The 17,821-nt window shown below is 68.0% G+C and carries 16 protein-coding genes and 1 pseudogene; 8 read left to right on the plus strand and 9 right to left on the minus strand.

What is annotated here, in order from left to right; all coding sequences use genetic code 11:
• Nucleotides 1-19 precede the first annotated feature (19 nt).
• Nucleotides 20-1,561, minus strand: a complete 1,542-nt coding sequence (gene murJ / locus B5D37_RS02965) for a murein biosynthesis integral membrane protein MurJ (protein WP_078757460.1) — start codon at nt 1,559-1,561, stop codon at nt 20-22.
• Nucleotides 1,562-1,776: 215 nt separating this feature from the next.
• Between murJ and rpsT the strand changes: the two genes are divergently transcribed.
• Complete coding sequence (gene rpsT / locus B5D37_RS02970; protein ID WP_078757184.1) at nt 1,777-2,049, plus strand: 30S ribosomal protein S20; 273 nt, start codon at nt 1,777-1,779, stop codon at nt 2,047-2,049.
• 355 nt (nt 2,050-2,404) lie between these two features.
• On the opposite strand, the gene cgtA is transcribed toward rpsT, so the two are convergent.
• The 3 genes from cgtA to rplU form a co-directional block, all read right to left on the minus strand.
• Entirely contained in the window at nt 2,405-3,487 is a 1,083-nt protein-coding gene (gene cgtA, locus B5D37_RS02975) for an Obg family GTPase CgtA (protein WP_078757185.1), read from the minus strand.
• Between the two features lie 100 nt (nt 3,488-3,587).
• On the minus strand, nt 3,588-3,845 hold the full coding sequence (gene rpmA, locus B5D37_RS02980; RefSeq protein ID WP_078757186.1) for a 50S ribosomal protein L27: 258 nt from the start codon (nt 3,843-3,845) through the stop codon (nt 3,588-3,590).
• Nucleotides 3,846-3,857: 12 nt separating this feature from the next.
• Nucleotides 3,858-4,178 carry a 50S ribosomal protein L21 gene (gene rplU, locus B5D37_RS02985; RefSeq protein ID WP_078757187.1) on the minus strand — a complete coding sequence of 107 codons (321 nt, stop codon included), beginning with the start codon at nt 4,176-4,178 and terminating at the stop codon, nt 3,858-3,860.
• A 204-nt stretch (nt 4,179-4,382) separates the two neighbouring features.
• On the opposite strand from rplU, the gene uvrA reads away from it, so the two are divergent.
• Both uvrA and B5D37_RS02995 read left to right on the plus strand, forming a co-directional pair.
• Entirely contained in the window at nt 4,383-7,313 is a 2,931-nt protein-coding gene (uvrA, locus tag B5D37_RS02990) for an excinuclease ABC subunit UvrA (protein WP_078757188.1), read from the plus strand.
• A 164-nt stretch (nt 7,314-7,477) separates the two neighbouring features.
• Nucleotides 7,478-7,858, plus strand: a complete 381-nt coding sequence (locus B5D37_RS02995) for an acyl-CoA thioesterase (RefSeq protein WP_234987705.1) — start codon at nt 7,478-7,480, stop codon at nt 7,856-7,858.
• Here B5D37_RS02995 and B5D37_RS03000 read toward each other — a convergent pair whose 3' ends face one another.
• Nucleotides 7,859-8,272, minus strand: coding sequence for a copper chaperone PCu(A)C (locus B5D37_RS03000; protein ID WP_200809186.1), 414 nt, complete (start codon nt 8,270-8,272; stop codon nt 7,859-7,861).
• Between the two features lie 72 nt (nt 8,273-8,344).
• On the opposite strand from B5D37_RS03000, the gene B5D37_RS03005 reads away from it, so the two are divergent.
• A complete protein-coding gene (locus B5D37_RS03005) occupies nt 8,345-9,910 on the plus strand; it encodes a DUF4139 domain-containing protein (RefSeq protein WP_159447326.1) in 1,566 nt (521 codons plus the stop codon).
• Nucleotides 9,907-10,665: an enoyl-CoA hydratase/isomerase family protein gene (locus B5D37_RS03010; RefSeq protein ID WP_078757190.1), complete on the plus strand. Its 759-nt coding sequence runs from the start codon at nt 9,907-9,909 to the stop codon at nt 10,663-10,665. Before B5D37_RS03005 ends, B5D37_RS03010 begins: the two co-directional genes overlap by 4 nt.
• An 8-nt stretch (nt 10,666-10,673) precedes the next feature.
• Here B5D37_RS03010 and B5D37_RS03015 read toward each other — a convergent pair whose 3' ends face one another.
• The 3 genes and pseudogenes from B5D37_RS03015 to B5D37_RS03025 form a co-directional block, all read right to left on the minus strand.
• A complete protein-coding gene (locus B5D37_RS03015; protein ID WP_078757191.1) occupies nt 10,674-11,540 on the minus strand; it encodes a sulfurtransferase in 867 nt (288 codons plus the stop codon).
• Nucleotides 11,537-12,357, minus strand: a pseudogene (locus B5D37_RS03020) (CoA pyrophosphatase). The gene B5D37_RS03015 and the pseudogene B5D37_RS03020 overlap by 4 nt, the downstream one beginning before the upstream one ends.
• Before the next feature lie 109 nt (nt 12,358-12,466).
• Entirely contained in the window at nt 12,467-13,150 is a 684-nt protein-coding gene (locus B5D37_RS03025; RefSeq protein ID WP_078757192.1) for an FKBP-type peptidyl-prolyl cis-trans isomerase N-terminal domain-containing protein, read from the minus strand.
• A 206-nt stretch (nt 13,151-13,356) separates the two neighbouring features.
• On the opposite strand from B5D37_RS03025, the gene B5D37_RS03030 reads away from it, so the two are divergent.
• Both B5D37_RS03030 and nth read left to right on the plus strand, forming a co-directional pair.
• Nucleotides 13,357-14,154 (plus strand): enoyl-CoA hydratase/isomerase family protein, encoded by a 798-nt coding sequence (locus tag B5D37_RS03030; RefSeq protein ID WP_078757193.1) that lies wholly within the window; start codon nt 13,357-13,359, stop codon nt 14,152-14,154.
• 409 nt (nt 14,155-14,563) lie between these two features.
• A complete protein-coding gene (gene nth, locus B5D37_RS03040; protein ID WP_078757194.1) occupies nt 14,564-15,268 on the plus strand; it encodes an endonuclease III in 705 nt (234 codons plus the stop codon).
• Between the two features lie 27 nt (nt 15,269-15,295).
• On the opposite strand, the gene B5D37_RS03045 is transcribed toward nth, so the two are convergent.
• Nucleotides 15,296-16,144 carry a 2OG-Fe(II) oxygenase gene (locus B5D37_RS03045; RefSeq protein WP_078757195.1) on the minus strand — a complete coding sequence of 283 codons (849 nt, stop codon included), beginning with the start codon at nt 16,142-16,144 and terminating at the stop codon, nt 15,296-15,298.
• Between the two features lie 200 nt (nt 16,145-16,344).
• Between B5D37_RS03045 and B5D37_RS03050 the strand changes: the two genes are divergently transcribed.
• Nucleotides 16,345-17,793 (plus strand): hypothetical protein, encoded by a 1,449-nt coding sequence (locus B5D37_RS03050; RefSeq protein ID WP_078757196.1) that lies wholly within the window; start codon nt 16,345-16,347, stop codon nt 17,791-17,793.
• Nucleotides 17,794-17,821: the final 28 nt, after the last annotated feature.

Here is a 17,821-nt window from a genome sequence, read left to right on the forward strand (position 1 = left end):
GGCGGAGTATAGCCGGGCCTCAATGGCGCAGGTGGCGGGGGCGCAGCCCGAGGGCCAGCAGCACGACGCCATAGGCACCGGCTCCGGCGGCGACGACGGCCAGCAGCCAGACCCAGCGCCACAGCACGGTCATGGCGGTCCAGTCTCCGATCCATTCGCGCAGTCCGACCACCACCGCCGCCATCGCCACAAGGGCGGCAAGGATGCGCAGGTTCCAGCGCAGCCAGCCGGGCAGCGGCTGGTAGACCCCGGCGCGGCGCAGGTAGCGCCACAGCAGCGCGGCATTGAGGATCCCTGCCAGCGCGGTGGCCGCGGCGATGCCGGTGTGCGCGTACGGGTTGTCCATCAACCACATCGGCGTCACCAGCACGATGGTCAGCACCACGTTGGCCACCACGGTGATCACAGCGGCCCGCATCGGCGTCTTGGTGTCCTGACGGGCGTAGAACGCCGGCAACAGGACCTTGCTGAGCATGAAGCCGGGGATGCCGATGCTCATCGCGGTCAGGGCGTAACCGACCATGCGGGTGTCCAGGGCGCTGAACGCGCCGTAGTTGAACAGCGATGCGGTCAACGCCTCGGACAGCAGCACCAGCCCCAGGCCGGCCGGCAACCCGATCAGCACGACCATGCGCAGGCCCCAGTCGAGCGAGCCTGAGTAGCCGCCGGCGTCCTCGTCGGCGTGGTGGCGCGACAGTTGCGGCAGGATCACGGTGCCGATGGCGACGCCGAACAGCCCGAGCGGCAGTTCGATCAGCCGGTCGGAGTAGTACAGCCAGGACTGCGCCGCCGGCACCAGGGCCGAGGCGAAGGCGGTACCCACCAGCACGTTCACCTGCGCGACCGATGAGGAAAAGATGGTCGGCAGCATCAGTTTCGTGACCCGCTGCACGCTGGGGTGGCGCAGATTGAACCGGAACCTGGGGCGGATGCCCAGCCGACCCATCGCCGGCCACAGCACCAGGACCTGCAGCACGCCCGCGGCGAGCACCCCCCAGGCCATGGACTTCTCCGGCACGTCGAGATAGCCCCCCAGGAGCAGCATCGCCGCGATCATCGCCAGGTTGTGCAGCACCGGGGTCAACGCGGGCAGGCCGAACTGCCGGAAGCTGTTGAGCACCGCCCCGGCCAGCGCGGTCATCGAAATGAAGGTGAGGTACGGGAAGGTGATGCGGAGCATGTCCGCCGCCAGCGGGATGCGCTCGGCGTCGTCCGGGGCGAACGCCAGGAACAGCCGCGCAATGTACGGCGCCAGCAGCATGCCCAGCCCGCTGACCAGCACCACCACCGCCAGTAGTGCCCCGGCGACGTGGTCGAGGAATTCCTGCAGGGCCTCCTGGTCGCCCTTCTGCTTCAACTCCGACAGCACCGGCACGAAGGCCGAGGCGAATGAACCCTCGGCGAAGATGCGGCGCAGGTAATTGGGGATGCGATAGGCCACCACGAAGGCGCTGACCGCGGGGCCGGCACCGAAGAGCACCGCCGTCAACGCGTCCCTGGCATATCCGGCGATCCGGGACAGGAAGGTCATCGCGCTGAACACGGCCGTGGAGCGGAGCATGCCGCCCTGCCTGGAGGGGCCCGGTCCGGTTTTGCCGGGCTGTCGGGCGGCGGTCGAGGGCTCCGCGCCGGGGTTCGAGTCGCTCATGGACGCACCCCAAGCGGGTTGTTGACGCAAACCATTGAATCCCCCATAATTTCCTGTCTACTTGCCCGCAAGTACCGCGTGGCGGGTTCAACTCTTTCTGCTTCAACTACATATTTCAGGAATAAGCCGTGGCAAACATCAAGTCCGCCAAGAAGCGCGCCAAGCAGGCAGTCGTGCGCAATGCCCGTAACGCCAGCCAGCGTTCGATGCTGCGCACGTCCGTCAAGAAGGTGCTGAAGGCCCTGGGCGAGAACGACGCCGCCGGCGCCGAGGCTGCTTTCAAGACCGCGCAGCCGATCCTCGACCGGTTCAGCGCCCGCGGCCTGATCCACAAGAACAAGGCAGCCCGCCACAAGAGCCGCCTGACCGCACGCATCAAGGCGCTGAAGACCGCCGCCTGATCGAGTGGTCGCCGCCCGCCCCTGGCGGGTGTGCATCGGAAAAGCCCGGCCCCGGCCGGGTTTTTTCGTGGGCGAAGGGAATCCGTCGCGGAATACGAGGTACTCACCCGGCGGTTGTACCACCGGAGCTTCCTGACGCCGTAGGAGCGACGTAAGTCGCGACCTGTACATCGGTTGATTGCTCGAGCGGTCGCGACTTACGTCGCTCCTACAGGGGGGTGTTGAGGGGGGTGCCGCCGGCGATCGGGGTGCTGGATGGCGGACCGGGTTTGGATCGCGGCTGAAGCCGCTCCTACGGTCGGGGGAAGTCACCGTGGAACAGGGGCGCGAGCGATTGCCGGCCCCGCTGCCGCGGTCAGGGTGCATCGCCGGGGGTGCCGGCTGCAGCGGCTTCCGCGGCGGCTTCGGCGGCATCCTCTTTCTGGCGGTCGAAGAAGGCCATGATGTCGAGCATGATCGGCCAGGTGCCCTCGCGGCCGATGGCCGAGACCATGTACCAGCGGTCCTTCCAGCCCAGGTCTGCGATGATCGCCTCCACGGTGGACTTGCGCTCGTCCTCCGGCAGCAGGTCGACCTTGTTGAACACCAGCCAGCGTGGTTTGGCGAGCAGCTCGGGGTCGTGCTTCTCCAGCTCGCGCTCGATCGCACGCACCTGCTCCGCCGGGCTGATGTCCTCGACCCCACCCTCCATCGGGGCCACGTCCACCAGGTGGAGCAGCAGGCTGGTGCGCTGCAGGTGGCGCAGGAACTGGGCACCCAGCCCCGCCCCTTCCGCAGCCCCTTCGATCAGGCCGGGAATGTCGGCGATGACGAAGCTGCGGTACTGCTCGACACTGACCACGCCCAGGTTCGGGTAGAGGGTGGTGAACGGATAGTCGGCCACCTTCGGGGTCGCGGCGGAGACGGCGCGGATCAGGGTGCTCTTGCCGGCATTGGGGAAGCCCAGCAGGCCCACGTCCGCCAGCAGCTTGAGCTCCAGCTTGAGCTCGCGCTCCTCGCCCGGCAGGCCCGGCAGGGCCTTGCGCGGCGTACGATTGGTCGAGCTCTTGAAGTGCATGTTGCCCAGGCCGCCCTTGCCACCCTGCGCGACCAGCAGGCGGTCGCCATGCTGGGCCAGGTCGCCGATCACTTCGTCGGTCTCGACATTGGTGACCACGGTCCCGACCGGCACGGTGATGACCAGATCGTCGCCGGCCTTGCCGTACATCTGCCGGCCCATGCCGTTCTGCCCGCGCTGGGCGCGGAACTGGCGCTGGTGGCGGAAGTCGACCAGGGTGTTGAGGTTCTCGTCCGCCAGCAGCCAGACACTGCCGCCATTGCCGCCGTCGCCGCCGTCCGGGCCGCCCAGCGGGATGAATTTCTCGCGGCGGAAACCGACGCAGCCGTTGCCGCCGTTGCCTGCGCTTACCTGGATTTCGGCTTCGTCAACGAGCTTCATGCGGGGGACCTCAGTGGGACGGTGACAGGATGACAAACATGGCGGAAACGAAAAACCCCGCCGAAGCGGGGCCTCCCGGTACAGCTGCGCGGCGCGACGATCAGCCGTTGACGACGCTGACGGTGCGGCGGCGCTTGGGGCCCTTGGTCGTGAACTCGACCTTGCCGTCGACGAGCGCGAACAGGGTGTGGTCGCGACCCAGGCCGACGCCGGAACCCGCATGGAACTGGGTGCCGCGCTGGCGGACGATGATGTTGCCGGCCTCGATGGCCTGGCCGCCGAACATCTTCACGCCCAGGTATTTCGGGTTGGAGTCGCGGCCATTGCGGGTCGAGCCTCCGGCCTTTTTGTGTGCCATGACTGCTTCTCCTTACTTCTTGTCGCCACCGGCGATGCCGGTGATCTCGATTTCGGTGTAGTGCTGACGGTGGCCCATCTGCTTGCGGTGGTGCTTGCGGCGACGGAACTTGACGATGCGGATCTTGTCCGCACGGCCGTGGCCGACCACCTTGGCGGTGACGCTGGCGTTCTTCAGCTCGTCGCCGAGCTTCACGCCATCGCCGTCACCCAGCATCAGGACATTGTCCAGCTTGATCTCGCTACCGGCTTCGGCTTCGAGCAGCTCGACGCGCAGGGTCTCGCCCTGCATCACGCGGTACTGCTTGCCGCCGGTTACAACTACTGCGTACATGACCAGTTCCTCTGTAGTTATTTTGGTCGCTGACGTACCCGTCGAGGGGCAGACAGAAGCGGAATTGTAGTGGGTTCAGCGGCTTGCGGCAACTGCCGGGGCACGCCCTCTTCCGTTTCCACCGTTTGCCCCCACTTCCCCCACTCGATACGCTCCCCTGTTGCCCGCCGCACCGGCGACCCCTCCCCCTTTGCAGGCCCCTCGATGGCGATGGAATTCATCAGCATCCGCGGCGCGCGGACGCACAACCTCAAGAACATCGATCTCGACCTGCCCCGCGACAAGCTGATCGTGATCACCGGCCTGTCCGGCTCGGGCAAGTCGTCGCTGGCGTTCGACACCATCTACGCGGAAGGCCAGCGGCGCTACGTCGAGTCTCTCTCGGCCTATGCCCGGCAGTTCCTGTCGGTGATGGAGAAGCCCGATGTCGACCATATCGAAGGGCTGAGCCCGGCGATCTCGATCGAGCAGAAGTCGACCTCCCACAACCCGCGCTCCACCGTCGGCACCATCACCGAGATCTACGACTACCTGCGCCTGCTGTATGCCCGCGTCGGCACGCCCCGCTGCCCCGACCATGGCTATCCGCTGGAAGCCCAGACCGTCAGCCAGATGGTCGACCAGGTGGTCGCGCTGGGCGGGGGCGATCCCGACAGCGCCGGCCGCTGGATGCTGCTGGCCCCGGTGGTGCGCGACCGCAAGGGCGAGCATGCGCAGGTGTTCGAGCAGCTGCGGGCGCAGGGCTTCGTGCGCGTGCGGGTCGACGGCACCCTGCACGAGATCGACGCCGTGCCTCCGCTCGCCCTGCGCCAGAAGCACACCATCGATGCCGTGATCGACCGCTTCCGGCCGCGCGAGGACATGAAGCAGCGGCTGGCCGAGTCGTTCGAGACCGCGCTCAAGCTCGGCGACGGCATGGCGCAGGTGGTATCGCTGGACGACGCCGAAGCCGCGCCTTTGCTGTTCTCGTCCAAGTACAGTTGCCCGGTGTGCGACTACTCGCTGCCGGAACTCGAGCCGCGGCTGTTCTCGTTCAACGCGCCCGCCGGCGCCTGCCCGACCTGCGACGGGCTGGGCGTGTCGCAGTATTTCGATCCGGGGCGCGTGGTGGTCCACCCGGAACTGGCGCTGTCTGCCGGCGCGGTACGCGGCTGGGACCGCCGCAATGCCTATTATTTCCAGCTGATCCAGTCGCTCGCCAGGCATTACCGGTTCGACGTCGACACGCCGTGGCAGCAGTTGCCGGAGAACATCCGAAACGCAGTGCTGTTCGGCAGCGGCAACGAGGTGATCTCGTTCACCTACCTCAGCGAAGGCGGCAGCCGACACCCGCGCAAACATCGCTTCGAGGGCATCGTGCCCAACCTGGAGCGGCGCTACCGCGAAACCGAATCCTCGGCGGTGCGCGAGGAACTGAGCAAGTACATCAGCGAACGCCCCTGCACCGAGTGCGGCGGCGCCCGCCTGAATGCTGCCGCGCGCAACGTGTTCGTGGCCGAACGCCCGCTGCCCGACATCGTGGTGATGCCGATCGACGAGGCGCTGAAGTTCTTCAGCACCCTGGAGCTGCCCGGCTGGCGCGGCGAGATCGCAGTCAAGATCGTCAAGGAAATCGGCGACCGGCTGAAGTTCCTGGTCGATGTCGGCCTTGATTACCTGACGCTGGAACGCAAGGCCGATTCGCTGTCGGGCGGCGAAGCCCAGCGCATCCGGCTGGCCTCGCAGATCGGCGCCGGCCTGGTCGGCGTGATGTACGTGCTCGACGAGCCGTCCATCGGCCTGCACCAGCGCGACAACGAGCGCCTGCTGGGCACCCTCACCCGCCTGCGCGACCTGGGCAACACGGTGATCGTCGTGGAGCACGACGAGGATGCGATCCGCCTGGCGGACCATATCGTGGACATCGGCCCGGGCGCCGGCGTACACGGAGGCGAGGTGATCGCCCAGGGCAGCTACGAGGACGTGCTGGCCGCGCCGCGTTCGCTGACCGGCCAGTACCTGAGCGGTGCCCGGCGAATCGAGATCCCGGCCAAGCGGCACCCGCCACGCGAGGACCTGATGCTGCGCCTGCATGGCGCATCGGGCCACAACCTCAAGCAGGTCGACCTGGAGATCCCGGCCGGCCTGTTGACCTGCATCACCGGCGTCTCCGGCTCCGGCAAGTCCACGCTCATCAACGACACGCTGTATCCCTTGGCCGCCAATGAGCTCAATGGCGCATCGCGACCGGTCGCACCGCACCGGTCGGTGGAGAACATGGACCTGTTCGACAAGGTCGTGGACATCGACCAGTCGCCGATCGGCCGCACGCCGCGCTCCAACCCGGCCACCTACACCGGCCTGTTCACGCCGCTGCGCGAGCTGTTCGCCCAGGTGCCGGAGTCCCGCGCCCGCGGCTACGCGCCGGGACGGTTCAGCTTCAACGTGCGCGGCGGGCGCTGCGAGGCCTGCCAGGGCGACGGCCTTATCAAGGTGGAGATGCACTTCCTCCCGGACGTGTACGTGCCCTGCGACGTCTGCGGTGGAAAACGCTACAACCGCGAGACGCTGGAGATTCTCTACAAGGGCTACAACATCAACGACGTGCTCGAGATGACCGTCGAGGACGCGCTGGAGCTGTTCGAGAACATCCCCTCGATCTCGCGCAAGCTGGAAACGCTGATCGATGTCGGACTGAGCTACATCCGGCTCGGCCAGTCGGCCACCACCTTGTCGGGTGGGGAGGCGCAGCGCGTGAAACTGTCGAAGGAGCTGTCGCGCCGCGACACCGGCCGCACGCTGTACATCCTCGACGAGCCCACCACCGGCCTGCACTTCCACGACATCGAGCACCTGCTGGCCGTGCTGCACCGCCTGCGCGACGACGGCAACACCGTGGTGGTGATCGAACACAACCTGGACGTGATCAAGACGGCGGACTGGGTGGTCGACCTGGGCCCCGAGGGCGGCCATCGAGGGGGTACCATCCTCGCGTCCGGCACGCCGGAGCACATCGCCTCGCTCGACCACTCCTACACCGGCCGGTTCCTCGCCCCGCTGCTGCAGCAGGCATCGGCGGGCAAGACCGCCACACCGGCCACCGCCGCCAAGCCCCCCCGCGCCCGCAAGGCCACCAAGAAGAAGTCCAGCCCATGAGCGACGCCATCCCCACCGACAAGCCCAAGCGCAAGCCGCGCAAGGCGGCTGCCCGCAAGAAGGCGCCCGGGAAGACTGCCGCGATGCAGACGGCCGGCCTCCAGCGCGAAGGCGGGGAAGGCAAGCCGGCGGCGGCGGACCCGACCACGCTGATCCGGGTACCGATGCCGGTGCGCTGGCGCGACCTCGACGCGTTCAACCACGTCAACAATTCCAAGTACCTGAGCTTCCTTGAAGAGGCGCGGTTGCAGTGGATGATGGAGGTGCCCGGCCAGGGACTGGACGAGCACGTCGCGCCGGTCGTGGCGGCGGCGCACCTCAACTACCGTCGCCCCATCACGTGGCCGGCGCAGATCGCCATCGAGCTGTTCGTCGAGCGGCTGGGCAACACCAGCCTGACCGTCGGGCATCGCATCGTCGATGCCGCGGATCCGGCCACGCTCTACTGCGACGGCAACGTCGTCATGGTCTGGATCGATCGTGACAGCGGCGCCGCCGCAACGCTGCCGGAAGCGGTGCGGACGGCCTGCTCGCCCGGCGCCTGATCAGCCGCCGGGACCGCGGACCTCGAAGCTGCCGGAGACCACGCCCCCGCCTTCCAGCAGGAATTCCACCGGCACCGCTTCGCCTTCGGCCAACGGCCGCACGGGCTGCATCAGCATCAGGTGCAAACCGCCAGGCTGGAGGGTGGCGCTGGCGCCGGCAGCAATATCGAGCCGCGGCAACGCGCGCATCCTGCTGACGCCATCCACCACGGTGGTCTCGTGCAGCGATACATCACCGAACGCGCCACTGCGCACCCCGACGATCGTCGCGGCCGTCGCGCAGTCGTTCTCGATCCGGCCGAACCCCGCCATCATCGGCATCTCCACCGGTGGCAAACGCACCCAGCCATCGCTGATGCGGGGGATGCATTCGCCGGCATGGACGGCCGCGAAGGTGATGCTGGCGAGCACCAGTGCGGACAACAGGGAGGCACGGATCGGGTTCATCGGCCTATGATACCGGCAGGCCGAGATCGGAGTTCGCGAATGCACCGTCCCCAGTTGCTTGTGCTCACCTGCGTCCTCGCGGCGTGTTCCGGGGAGCCCGCGCCGGACACGACGGCCGCGAGCGTCCGTGGGGACTCGCCCACGACGGAAGGCCAAGCCACTCCGGGATCCCGCGGGACCACCCGGCTGACCATCTACAGCGGGGACTACGAAGCACTCGCCCAGACAGCCAGCCCATCCCCTTCGATGCCGGGCTACGCTCTGGTCGAACGTCCGCTGGAATACCAGCTACAGGCGGGCCCGAACGAGATTTCGGCCACGGGCATGCCGGCGAGCACGGATGTCGAGGCCGCCATCCTGCGCAGCAAGGCCCCGGGCGTCACGATCGAGTCGCAGCGGCATGTCGCCGCGCTGACGGGCACCGGGGACCTGGTCTCACGCCTGCTCGGGCACCGGATCACCGTCGAGCACACCTCCGGCAACGCAAAGCAGACCGACTCGGGCGTGCTCGTCGACGCAAGCGACGGGCTCACCCTCGCGCTGAATGACGGTCGGATCAAGACCATCCGCGGATACGACTCGTTCTCCGTTGTGGACGGCGCGCGCCTGCTGCCGCAGCAGGCGCGGATCGAGTGGACCGTCACCGCCGCCAGTCCCGGTGATGCTCGCTTCACCCTGGCCTATCCGATGGGCGGACTGGCGTGGCGCGCCGAGTACCTGGCCACCATCGAAGACGCAGGTGCCGAAGCCGGGCAAGGCAACGATTGCCAGCTCGCCCTGGAGGGTGCCGCGCTGATCGCCAACCGGGCCGGGGTGTCGTTTTCGGATGCGCAACTGACGCTGGTCGCGGGCGAGCCGCGTCGCGTGGCACGCGGCAGCGGCGGCTCCCCGGAAGCGATGTACCAGGATATGGCACGCGCTGCCCCGGCAGCGAAGATGCCGATCGAGCGCGAATCGGCCGAGTACCACGCTTACGAGGTCCCGGGCACCATCCGCATCGGCAGTGGTTCGACCGAACGCGTACCGCTGTTCCCGGCGGCTGCATCGGTGGCTTGCGAGCGCGGCTACGTCGTCGATGCCGGCGATGCGCAGTGGCAGCCGCCTTTCCCGTTACTCGAGCCGGGCCAGCATGGCCGTACCGGTGCCTTACCGGTAACGGTGGCGGTGACCGTCGCCAATACCGAAGCCGCGGGTTTGGGCCGGCCGCTGCCGGCGGGCCGGGTGCGGCTCCAGGACGGCGACGATTTCCTCGGGGAATCCACGCTGCAGCACACTGCCACCGGGAGCGAAGTCCACCTGGAAGTCGGGACGGCGTTCGACCTGGGCGCCGAACGCGAATCCACCGATTTCCGTCTCGACGCCAACGGGCGCTCCCTCACCGAATCCTTCCGCATCACCCTGCGCAACGCCCGGCAGCAGGATGTGCAGGTCGAGGTGCTGGAACCGCTTCCGCGCTGGAGCGAATGGGAAATCATCTCCAGCAGCGTAGAGCCCGAAAAGAAGGAGGACCGGCGGGTCGGTTTCGATGTCACCGTGCCGGCCGGGGGCGAGCGCGAGCTGGAGTACACCGTCCGCTACCGTTGGCCGCAGGGGGTGATGCGATGAGCCGGGTGCAGGTAATCACCCACGGCGACATTGTCGAGATCGCGCTCGCGCGCCCGCCGGTGAACGCGCTGGATCCGGCGCTGTGCCGCGAACTGCGGGCCGCCCTCGAGTCGGCGATCGTGGCGGATGCACGCGGCATCATCCTGTCGGGCAGTGCCGGGATCTTTTCGGCAGGCCTGGATGTACCGCACCTGCTCGGCCTGGGTGACGACCGCGATGCGCTGGTGGAAGCCTGGCAGGCATTCTTCGCGGCGGCCCGGGCCATCGCCACCTGCCCGGTGCCCGTCGCCGCAGCGATCACCGGGCATTCTCCCGCCGGCGGCTGCGTGCTCGCACTGTGTTGCGACTACCGGGTGATGGCCGAGGGTGACTTCCGCATCGGGCTCAACGAGGTGCGCGTGGGCCTGGTGGCACCGGAAGGAATCCAGCGCCTGATGCGCCGCGCGGTGGGGAACAATTGCGCGGAGCGCCTTCTGGTATCAGGTGAAATGGTGGCATCGGACCGCGCATTGCACATCGGGCTGGTCGATGAGCTCGCCGAGGCCGACCTGGTCACGGTACGGGCGCTCGCATGGATGCGCGAGCTGCTGTCCTTGCCGCGCGATGCGGTGCTACAGACCCGTCGCATCGCGCGGGCGGACGTGGTGGAAGCGCTGCAGAACGAGCACATCGAACTCGACAGGTTCGTCGACGGATGGTTCGAGCCCGGGACCCAGGCCGCGCTCAGGGCGCTGGTGGAGCGGCTCGGAAAGTAACGCCACCGTCAGGGGTCGCCATACCCGGTCGCCACCGGTCGCGCCGGGTCCTCCAGCCAGCCACTCCAGGAACCCGCGTAGAGCTTGCCGCCCGGCATGCCGGCGTGCGCCATCGCCAACAGGTGGTGGCACGCGGTCACGCCAGACCCGCACATGACTGCCACGTCGGCCGGCGGATGGCCCTGCAGCAGCGTCCCGAACTCCTGCGCGAGTATGGGAGTGGACTTGAAAAGCCCTCCATCGAGGTTGTCGGTGTAAGGACGATTGACCGCGCCCGGCACGTGCCCGGCCCGCGGATCGATCGGTTCGACTTCCCCGGCGAAGCGTTCCCGCGCCCGGGCATCCACCAGCATGCCGCCATTGGCGAGGTGCGCCTGCACGTCGGATGCGTCCAGCACCCGGGTGCGGTCGAACTCGCCACGGTAGGTCGTCTCCACCACCGCAGGCAGCCGTGACTCCACCGGCAGCCCGAGCTCGAGCCAGCGTACCCATCCTCCGTTGAGGACCGCCACCGGCCGGTGGCCGAGGGCACGCAGCAGGAACCACGCGCGAGCCGCCGCCAATGCGCCGTTGCCGGCGTCGTAGGCCACCACCTGCGTCTCGGGCGAGATCCCCCATGCGCCGAGACGCCTGGTGAAGGCATCCGAGCGCGGCCACGGATGGCGACCGCCGGGAGCAGTATGGTCGGAGAGGTCGCGATCCAGGTCGGCAAACCGTGCCCCCGGGATGTGCGCCTCCCGGTAGGCCGCCTCGCATGATGCGGGGTCGGCCAACGACGAGCGTGCGTCCAGTACCACCAGGTCGCTTCGCCCCAGTGCCGCCGCCAGGGCCTCGGCTTCCACCAGGCTGTCCCAAGGACTCCCATCGGTGCTCATCGCATGTCCTCCAGTCGCTGGCGCAGGTTGAACAGGATGGAGGCGGTGGCGCCCCAGATCCGCTGCGCGGGGTAACGGTACTCCAGCACGCGCCGTTGCCGCCCCCGGTACTCCAGCATCACGCTGTCGAGGTTTCCCGGATCAAGCAGGAAAGACAGTGGCACCTCGAACACTTCCGCGACTTCGCCGGGATCGGCGCGGACCTCATGGCGCGGGTCCACCACCGCCACCACCGGTAGCACCCGGAAGCCGGTGATCGTCACCAGCGGATCAAGCAGGCCGATGGGCTCCACCTGCGCCGGCAGCACACCGATCTCTTCATGGGTTTCACGCAGCGCCGCGGCGATGGCGTCGGAGTCGGAAGGTTCCACGCGGCCACCGGGGAAGCTCACCTGGCCGCCGTGATGGCGCAGTCCGTCGGTGCGCCGGGTCAGCAGGACACGGGTCTCCCCCGCCCTCGGGACCAGCCCGACCAGCACGGACGCGTCAGCCAGTCGCACGGCCGGCGCCAACAGGTCCTCGACTTCCTCATGGTTCCACCCGCGGTCGACAACGGGCGCATCCAGCGGTCGCAATGCCCGTCGCAGCCGCGCAGCCTCTGCAAGGACATCGAGCAACCGGTCGGAGCTCACCCCTGCCCGGCCTCGCGCGCCGGCAACACTTCCTCCATCATCCGCAGTCGCTCTTGGTCGCTCATCTGCAGCCAGCCGGCGATCTCGGTGCCGGTGCGCTGGCAGCCTTCGCAGAAGCCCTGCAGGTCCAGGCTGCACACCCCGGTGCACGGGGTCAGCACTGCGCGTTGTGGTTGCGAAGACATCATGTGCGTCGACAGGTTCCGCTGGATCGGGCCCGAGTGGAATTCGGGGCCAGAAAAGACTTGCGCCGGGCAAGCCGGCGCAAGTCAGGGTAGCGCTGGTGGCGTCGGATTACTTGACGCTGGCCAGCTTGATCTCGAACTGGACGGCCATGTTCGGCGGGATCCCGGTGCGCGGGTCGGCGCCGTAGGCCTGGTCGGCGGGCACGGTCACTTCCCACTTCGACCCGGCAGGCATCTGCATCAGCACTTCACGCATGGCCGGCATCTCGACCTCGCTGAGCTTCAGCTCCGGCATCGGGCGGGCCTGGGCATTCTGGCCGCGCTCGCCCCACGGGAACGGACCGGCGACCTCGAGCTGCACCGTGCTCGACTGGGTCGGCTTGGCGCCGTTGCCGGCCTCGATCACGCGGTATTGCACGCCGCTGGGCAGCGACTGCACGCCGGCCTTGGCCTTGTTCTGGGCAATGAACGAATCGCTGCGGGTCTTGTTCTGGGCGGCAGCCTGGTCCCACTGCTGCTTGGCCTTCTCCGCCTGGCGCTTCTGCATGTTCTCGACCGCGGTACGCAGCTGGTCGACCGGCACCGAGGGGTCGCGCTTGGCGAAGCCGTCCTGCAGGCCCTTGACGATGGTGTTGACGTCCAGTGCCTCGCCGCTTTCGGCTGCGTTGCGACCGAGGTCATAGCCGAGCGCGTAGCCGAGCTTGCCCTTTTCGGTGGAAGTGTCCTGGGCGAAGGCAGAGCCCGCGGTCAGGGTCAGGGCCGCCACTGCGACCGCAATCAAACGCAACTTCATTCGGTGAAACCTCCGGTGATGGCGCGAAGCGGCGGCACCGCCCCGTTATGGGTGGTCCCGAGGTCGAAGGGCGACAACGGGACGCGCTAGGATAACGACGGCAGGGCTTAACCGCCACTGACGCCACGGGCTCAGACAGCGCGCTGCCGCATGAGTTCCCGACCGTCTGCGCAACGCCCGGTCCCCACTCCAACCCGGAAGCCAGAATGTCCGAAGCAGCCCCCAGCCAATCCCCCGTCACCGTGTCCGATCGGGACGCGGTACGTACCGTCACCATCAATCGCCCGGACAAGCTGAACGCGCTCAACGCGGCCACCATCGATGCGCTCCACGAGGCTTTCCAGGCGGCCGCCGCTGATGAGTCCGTGCGCTGCGTGATCCTCACCGGCGCCGGTTCGAAGGCGTTCGTGGCAGGCGCCGACATCAGCGAAATGAACACCCTGACGCCATCGCAGGGTCGGGATTTCTCCCTGCGTGGCACCCGGATGATGCGGTTCGTGGAGAAGATGCCCAAGCCGGTGATCGCCATGATCAACGGCTTCGCGCTGGGTGGCGGACTGGAGCTGGCGATGTGCTGCCACCTGCGGATCGCCGCCGACACCGCGAAGGTGGGGCAGCCGGAGATCAACCTGGGGCTGATCCCCGGCTTCGGCGGGACCCAGCGCCTGCTGCGCCTGGCCGGGCGGGCGGCCACCCTGGAGCTTTGCCTGCTGGGCGCGCCGATCGGCGCTGACCGGGCCTGCGCGCTGGGCATCGTCAACCGGGTGGTCGAGGCCGGCACGCTCGAAGCCGAGACCATGAAGCTGGCCGACCAGTTGGCCGCGTCGGCACCATTGGCGGTTCGCGGCATGATCGACTGCATCAACGTCGGCGGAGAATGCGGCATCGAGGAGGGGCTGGAATACGAGTCGGCCCAGTTCGGCCTGGTGTTCTCGACGGACGACATGCGTGAAGGCACCAGCGCCTTCCTCGAGCGTCGCAAGCCCTCGTTCCGCGGCAGCTGACGACGATGCCGGGGGCTGATCCCGTCTGTCGATGCGGCTGCCGTACGCCGGCAAGCGTCACGACCCACCTCGTCGCGGCGGCGCTGGCAGTGGACGACCTCGACCGGGCCATCGATGCGGGGCTGCTCGAGTGTCCGTCGTGCCTGGACTGTACCCCTGCCTGTTCGGCCTCGCTGGAGGCGGCACGCACCGCCCGGCGCACTGCGCTCGCGGCGCGTGATCGCTTCCGGGCCCGCCAGGCACGCCTGCAACAGCGGACAGAGGCAAAGGCCGCGCGGCGTGCCGCGGTGGCCGTGCCTGTGCCAGGGCAGGACACGGCTACGCAGCCACAATCCGGCCTGCCCCCTGCGGCGGCCGCGGCCCTGGCCCGGGCCAAGGCCCGCGCCGCTGCGCGCAGCTCCTGACAGCCATGCCGTCCGTACGAGCCGCGAAAGTGCGTCGCGCCCGCTCGCGGCTGAAGCGCGAAGAGATTGGTGAAATGTTCGAGCGCCTGCGCGCGCTCAATCCGGCACCCACGACCGAGCTGGAGTTCAGCTCCCCCTATGAACTCCTGGTGGCGGTGGCACTGTCGGCGCAGTCCACCGATGTCGGCGTCAACAAGGCCACCCGCAAACTCTTTCCCGTGGCGAACACACCGGCGGCAATCGCCGCGCTGGGCGTGGAGGGACTCAAGCCCTACATATCGACCATCGGCCTGTACAACACCAAGGCCGCGAACGTGGTCGAGATGGCCAGGCAATTGATCGAACACCACCGCGGCGAAGTCCCGCGTGACCGGGCGTCGCTGGAAGCGCTGCCCGGCGTCGGCCGCAAAACCGCCAACGTCGTGCTCAACACCGCCTTCGGCGAGCCGACGATGGCGGTCGATACCCACATCTTCCGCGTGTCCAACCGCACGGGACTGGCGCCAGGAAAGAACGTGCGCGAAGTCGAGGACCTGCTGGTCCGGGTGATTCCGCGCGAGTACCTGCAGGATGCCCATCACTGGCTGATCCTGCATGGCCGCTACGTCTGCAAGGCACGCGTGCCGGACTGCCCGCATTGTCCGATCCGCGACATCTGCCGGTACAGGGACAAGACGGCGGGCGAACCGGCGCCCTTGGCGGGCTCATAGGAACGCCTCCGCCGGCGTGTCTCGTCGTCAGTCGTGGCGGCCCTCGCGCAACCACTTGGTCGCGATCCACTTCTCGCCTGCCAATACCGGCGCCCCGGCATGCAGCGTGCGCGTCATCGGGTGCGGGCGGTCATAGCTGAAGAAGACGGCGTTGCCCTTGACTGCCGCGACTTCGAAGCCGACCTCGGGGAACGTCGTCGCCCCGCCCTGCTCCGGTGTGTTGAGGTACATCACCAGCGATGCGACGCGCTGCCCACCGCGGGCGATCTGCTTCACGCTGCCCGGCCAGGCGGGATCGAAGTAGTCGTGGTGCGGCCTGTACTCCGCGCCCGGACCGTAACGCAGGATCTGCATCGATTCGCCATGGTCGATCGGCCAGTCCAGCAGCGCGGCGATGCGCGCTTCGATTCGCGCACATAGCGCGTTGGCGCCACGGGCGAAATGGGTGCCGGCGCTGGTGCGGTCGACATGCACCTCGTCGCCTCCGGACGCGGGATCGAGCACGGTGGAACGTTTCAGCTTCGGCCGCGACAGCGCGACCAGCTCGTCGCACTCCCCTCCGCTGAGGAAGCCGCCGAACACGATCACCCGCGGCAGCCGCATGTTGGCCAGCACCGTGATGTCGCGGTCATGCGCGCGGAGGACGGATGCACCGTTGAGCTCAATGGGTGATGGCACCGGCACCGACGGCGGCAGTCCCGCATCGCGGGCATGTGACTCCATCCAGCGCCGCACCGACGCCTCCACCGCCGCGGTCGCGTCCTCCTGCGTCCAACCGGCTTCCAGCAAAGGCTGGAGCAACACATCCGGAGGCTGCCCCTCGCGCGCCTGCTGGACGATCCATTGTTCGGTGCGGGGTTCGAGTGCTCGGGTCATGCCGCGAGTGTGCACGCCGTTGATTGCAGATTTCTTATGACAGCCAGGTTTCATTCCGGCGGCTGATTTCGGGCATTCGGCAGTCGAGGTCAAGAAACCGTTAAAGCTGAAAGCTGCGTGTCACAAAGCCTGCCTATAACGATTTCCGAATCTTCGCCGCCCGGCGTCGAGCCAACCCGATCATCGGAGAAATCGTGCAAATGGCTGCTTCCAGCAACTCCAAGACCCTGTTGATGACCCTGACCGCGGCATTCGCGCTCAGCGCCTGCGGTGGTGGATCCGACAACGTGGCCTCGCCGGGCGAAGGTGCGTTCCCGCCGCCGCCCGCCGGCGCGCCGCCGACCACGCCCCCGCCGACGACCCCGCCGCCGACCACGCCCCCGCCGACCGCCGCGGAATGCCCGGATGGCACCACCGACGCCGGTGACGTGGCTGGCATGACCAACTGCCAGCTGCCCTCGCGCATCATCGGCGAGCTGGTATTGCCGAAGATCGATGGTGTCGTCTACTCGGTCAACGGCCGCACCGACGTCGGCGAGGACATGGGTGGAGACGCCGCGAACCCGGCACCGCAGGCGCGCAAGGGTGAGCTCACCATCGAGCCGGGCGTCACCGTGTTCGGCTCGGCCGGTGCCGATTTCCTGATGGTCAACCGTGGCTCGCAGATCTTCGCCGAAGGCACCGCCACCGATCCGGTCGTGCTCACCAGCCGCCAGAGCGTCGAAGGCGGGACCGACGTCGACTCCATCGGCCAATGGGGTGGCCTCGTCCTGCTCGGCCGCGCGCCCATCAGCACCTGCCCGGGCACTTCACAGCCGGGCTCCGCCACCTGCGAAGCGCAGGTCGAGGGTGCGAACGGCTACTACGGTGGCAACGCCGAAGACGACAACACTGGCGTGCTGCGCTACGTCCGCGTGATGCACTCGGGCTTCGAGGTGTTGCCGGACGTCGAGCTCAACGGCATCACCCTGGCCGGTCTCGGCAACGGCACCACGGTGGAGTACGTGCAGGTGCACAACAGCTCCGATGACGGCTTCGAGTGGTTCGGCGGCACCGTCAACGCCAAGTTCCTGGTCGGTACCGGCAACGACGACGACACCTTCGACACCGACTCCGGCTACCGCGGCGGCATCCAGTTCGGCCTGATCATGCAGCGCGCGGGCGGCGGCGACCGCATGAACGAGATGAGCTCGCAGGACCTGCCGTACCGCTCCATGCCGAACCTGGCCAACGTCACCTTCGTCGGCGCCGGCCACGACAGCGCGATCGTGCTGAACCAGGGCACGCTGGTCGGTTACTACAACGCCGTGGTCACCGGCGGCGACCCGGCCTGCGTCGAGTTCCAGTCCGACACCACCGACGGCGTCTTCCACTCGACCTACCTCTCCTGCGACGTGCCGTTCGCGGGTGGCGACCAGGGTCGCGAAGCCGCTGCGTTCGCCGCGGGCACCAACAACGACACCGGTGCTTCCACGCTGACCAACGGCTTCATCAACGGCGCCAACGAAGCGGCGGTGCCGGCCTACGCGGGTCTCGCGTCGATCAACGCGGCATTCGAGGACGTGGACTACATCGGTGCGGTCAAGGATGCGAACGACACCTGGTGGCAGGGCTGGACCTGCGGGCTGACCGCCGCCGACCCCTGCTGAGCAGTGACGGGCGTGGTCGCCGCGGCCA

The sequence above is a fragment of the Lysobacter spongiicola DSM 21749 genome, assembly GCF_900167055.1.
Classification (GTDB): Bacteria; Pseudomonadota; Gammaproteobacteria; order Xanthomonadales; family Xanthomonadaceae; genus Novilysobacter; species Novilysobacter spongiicola.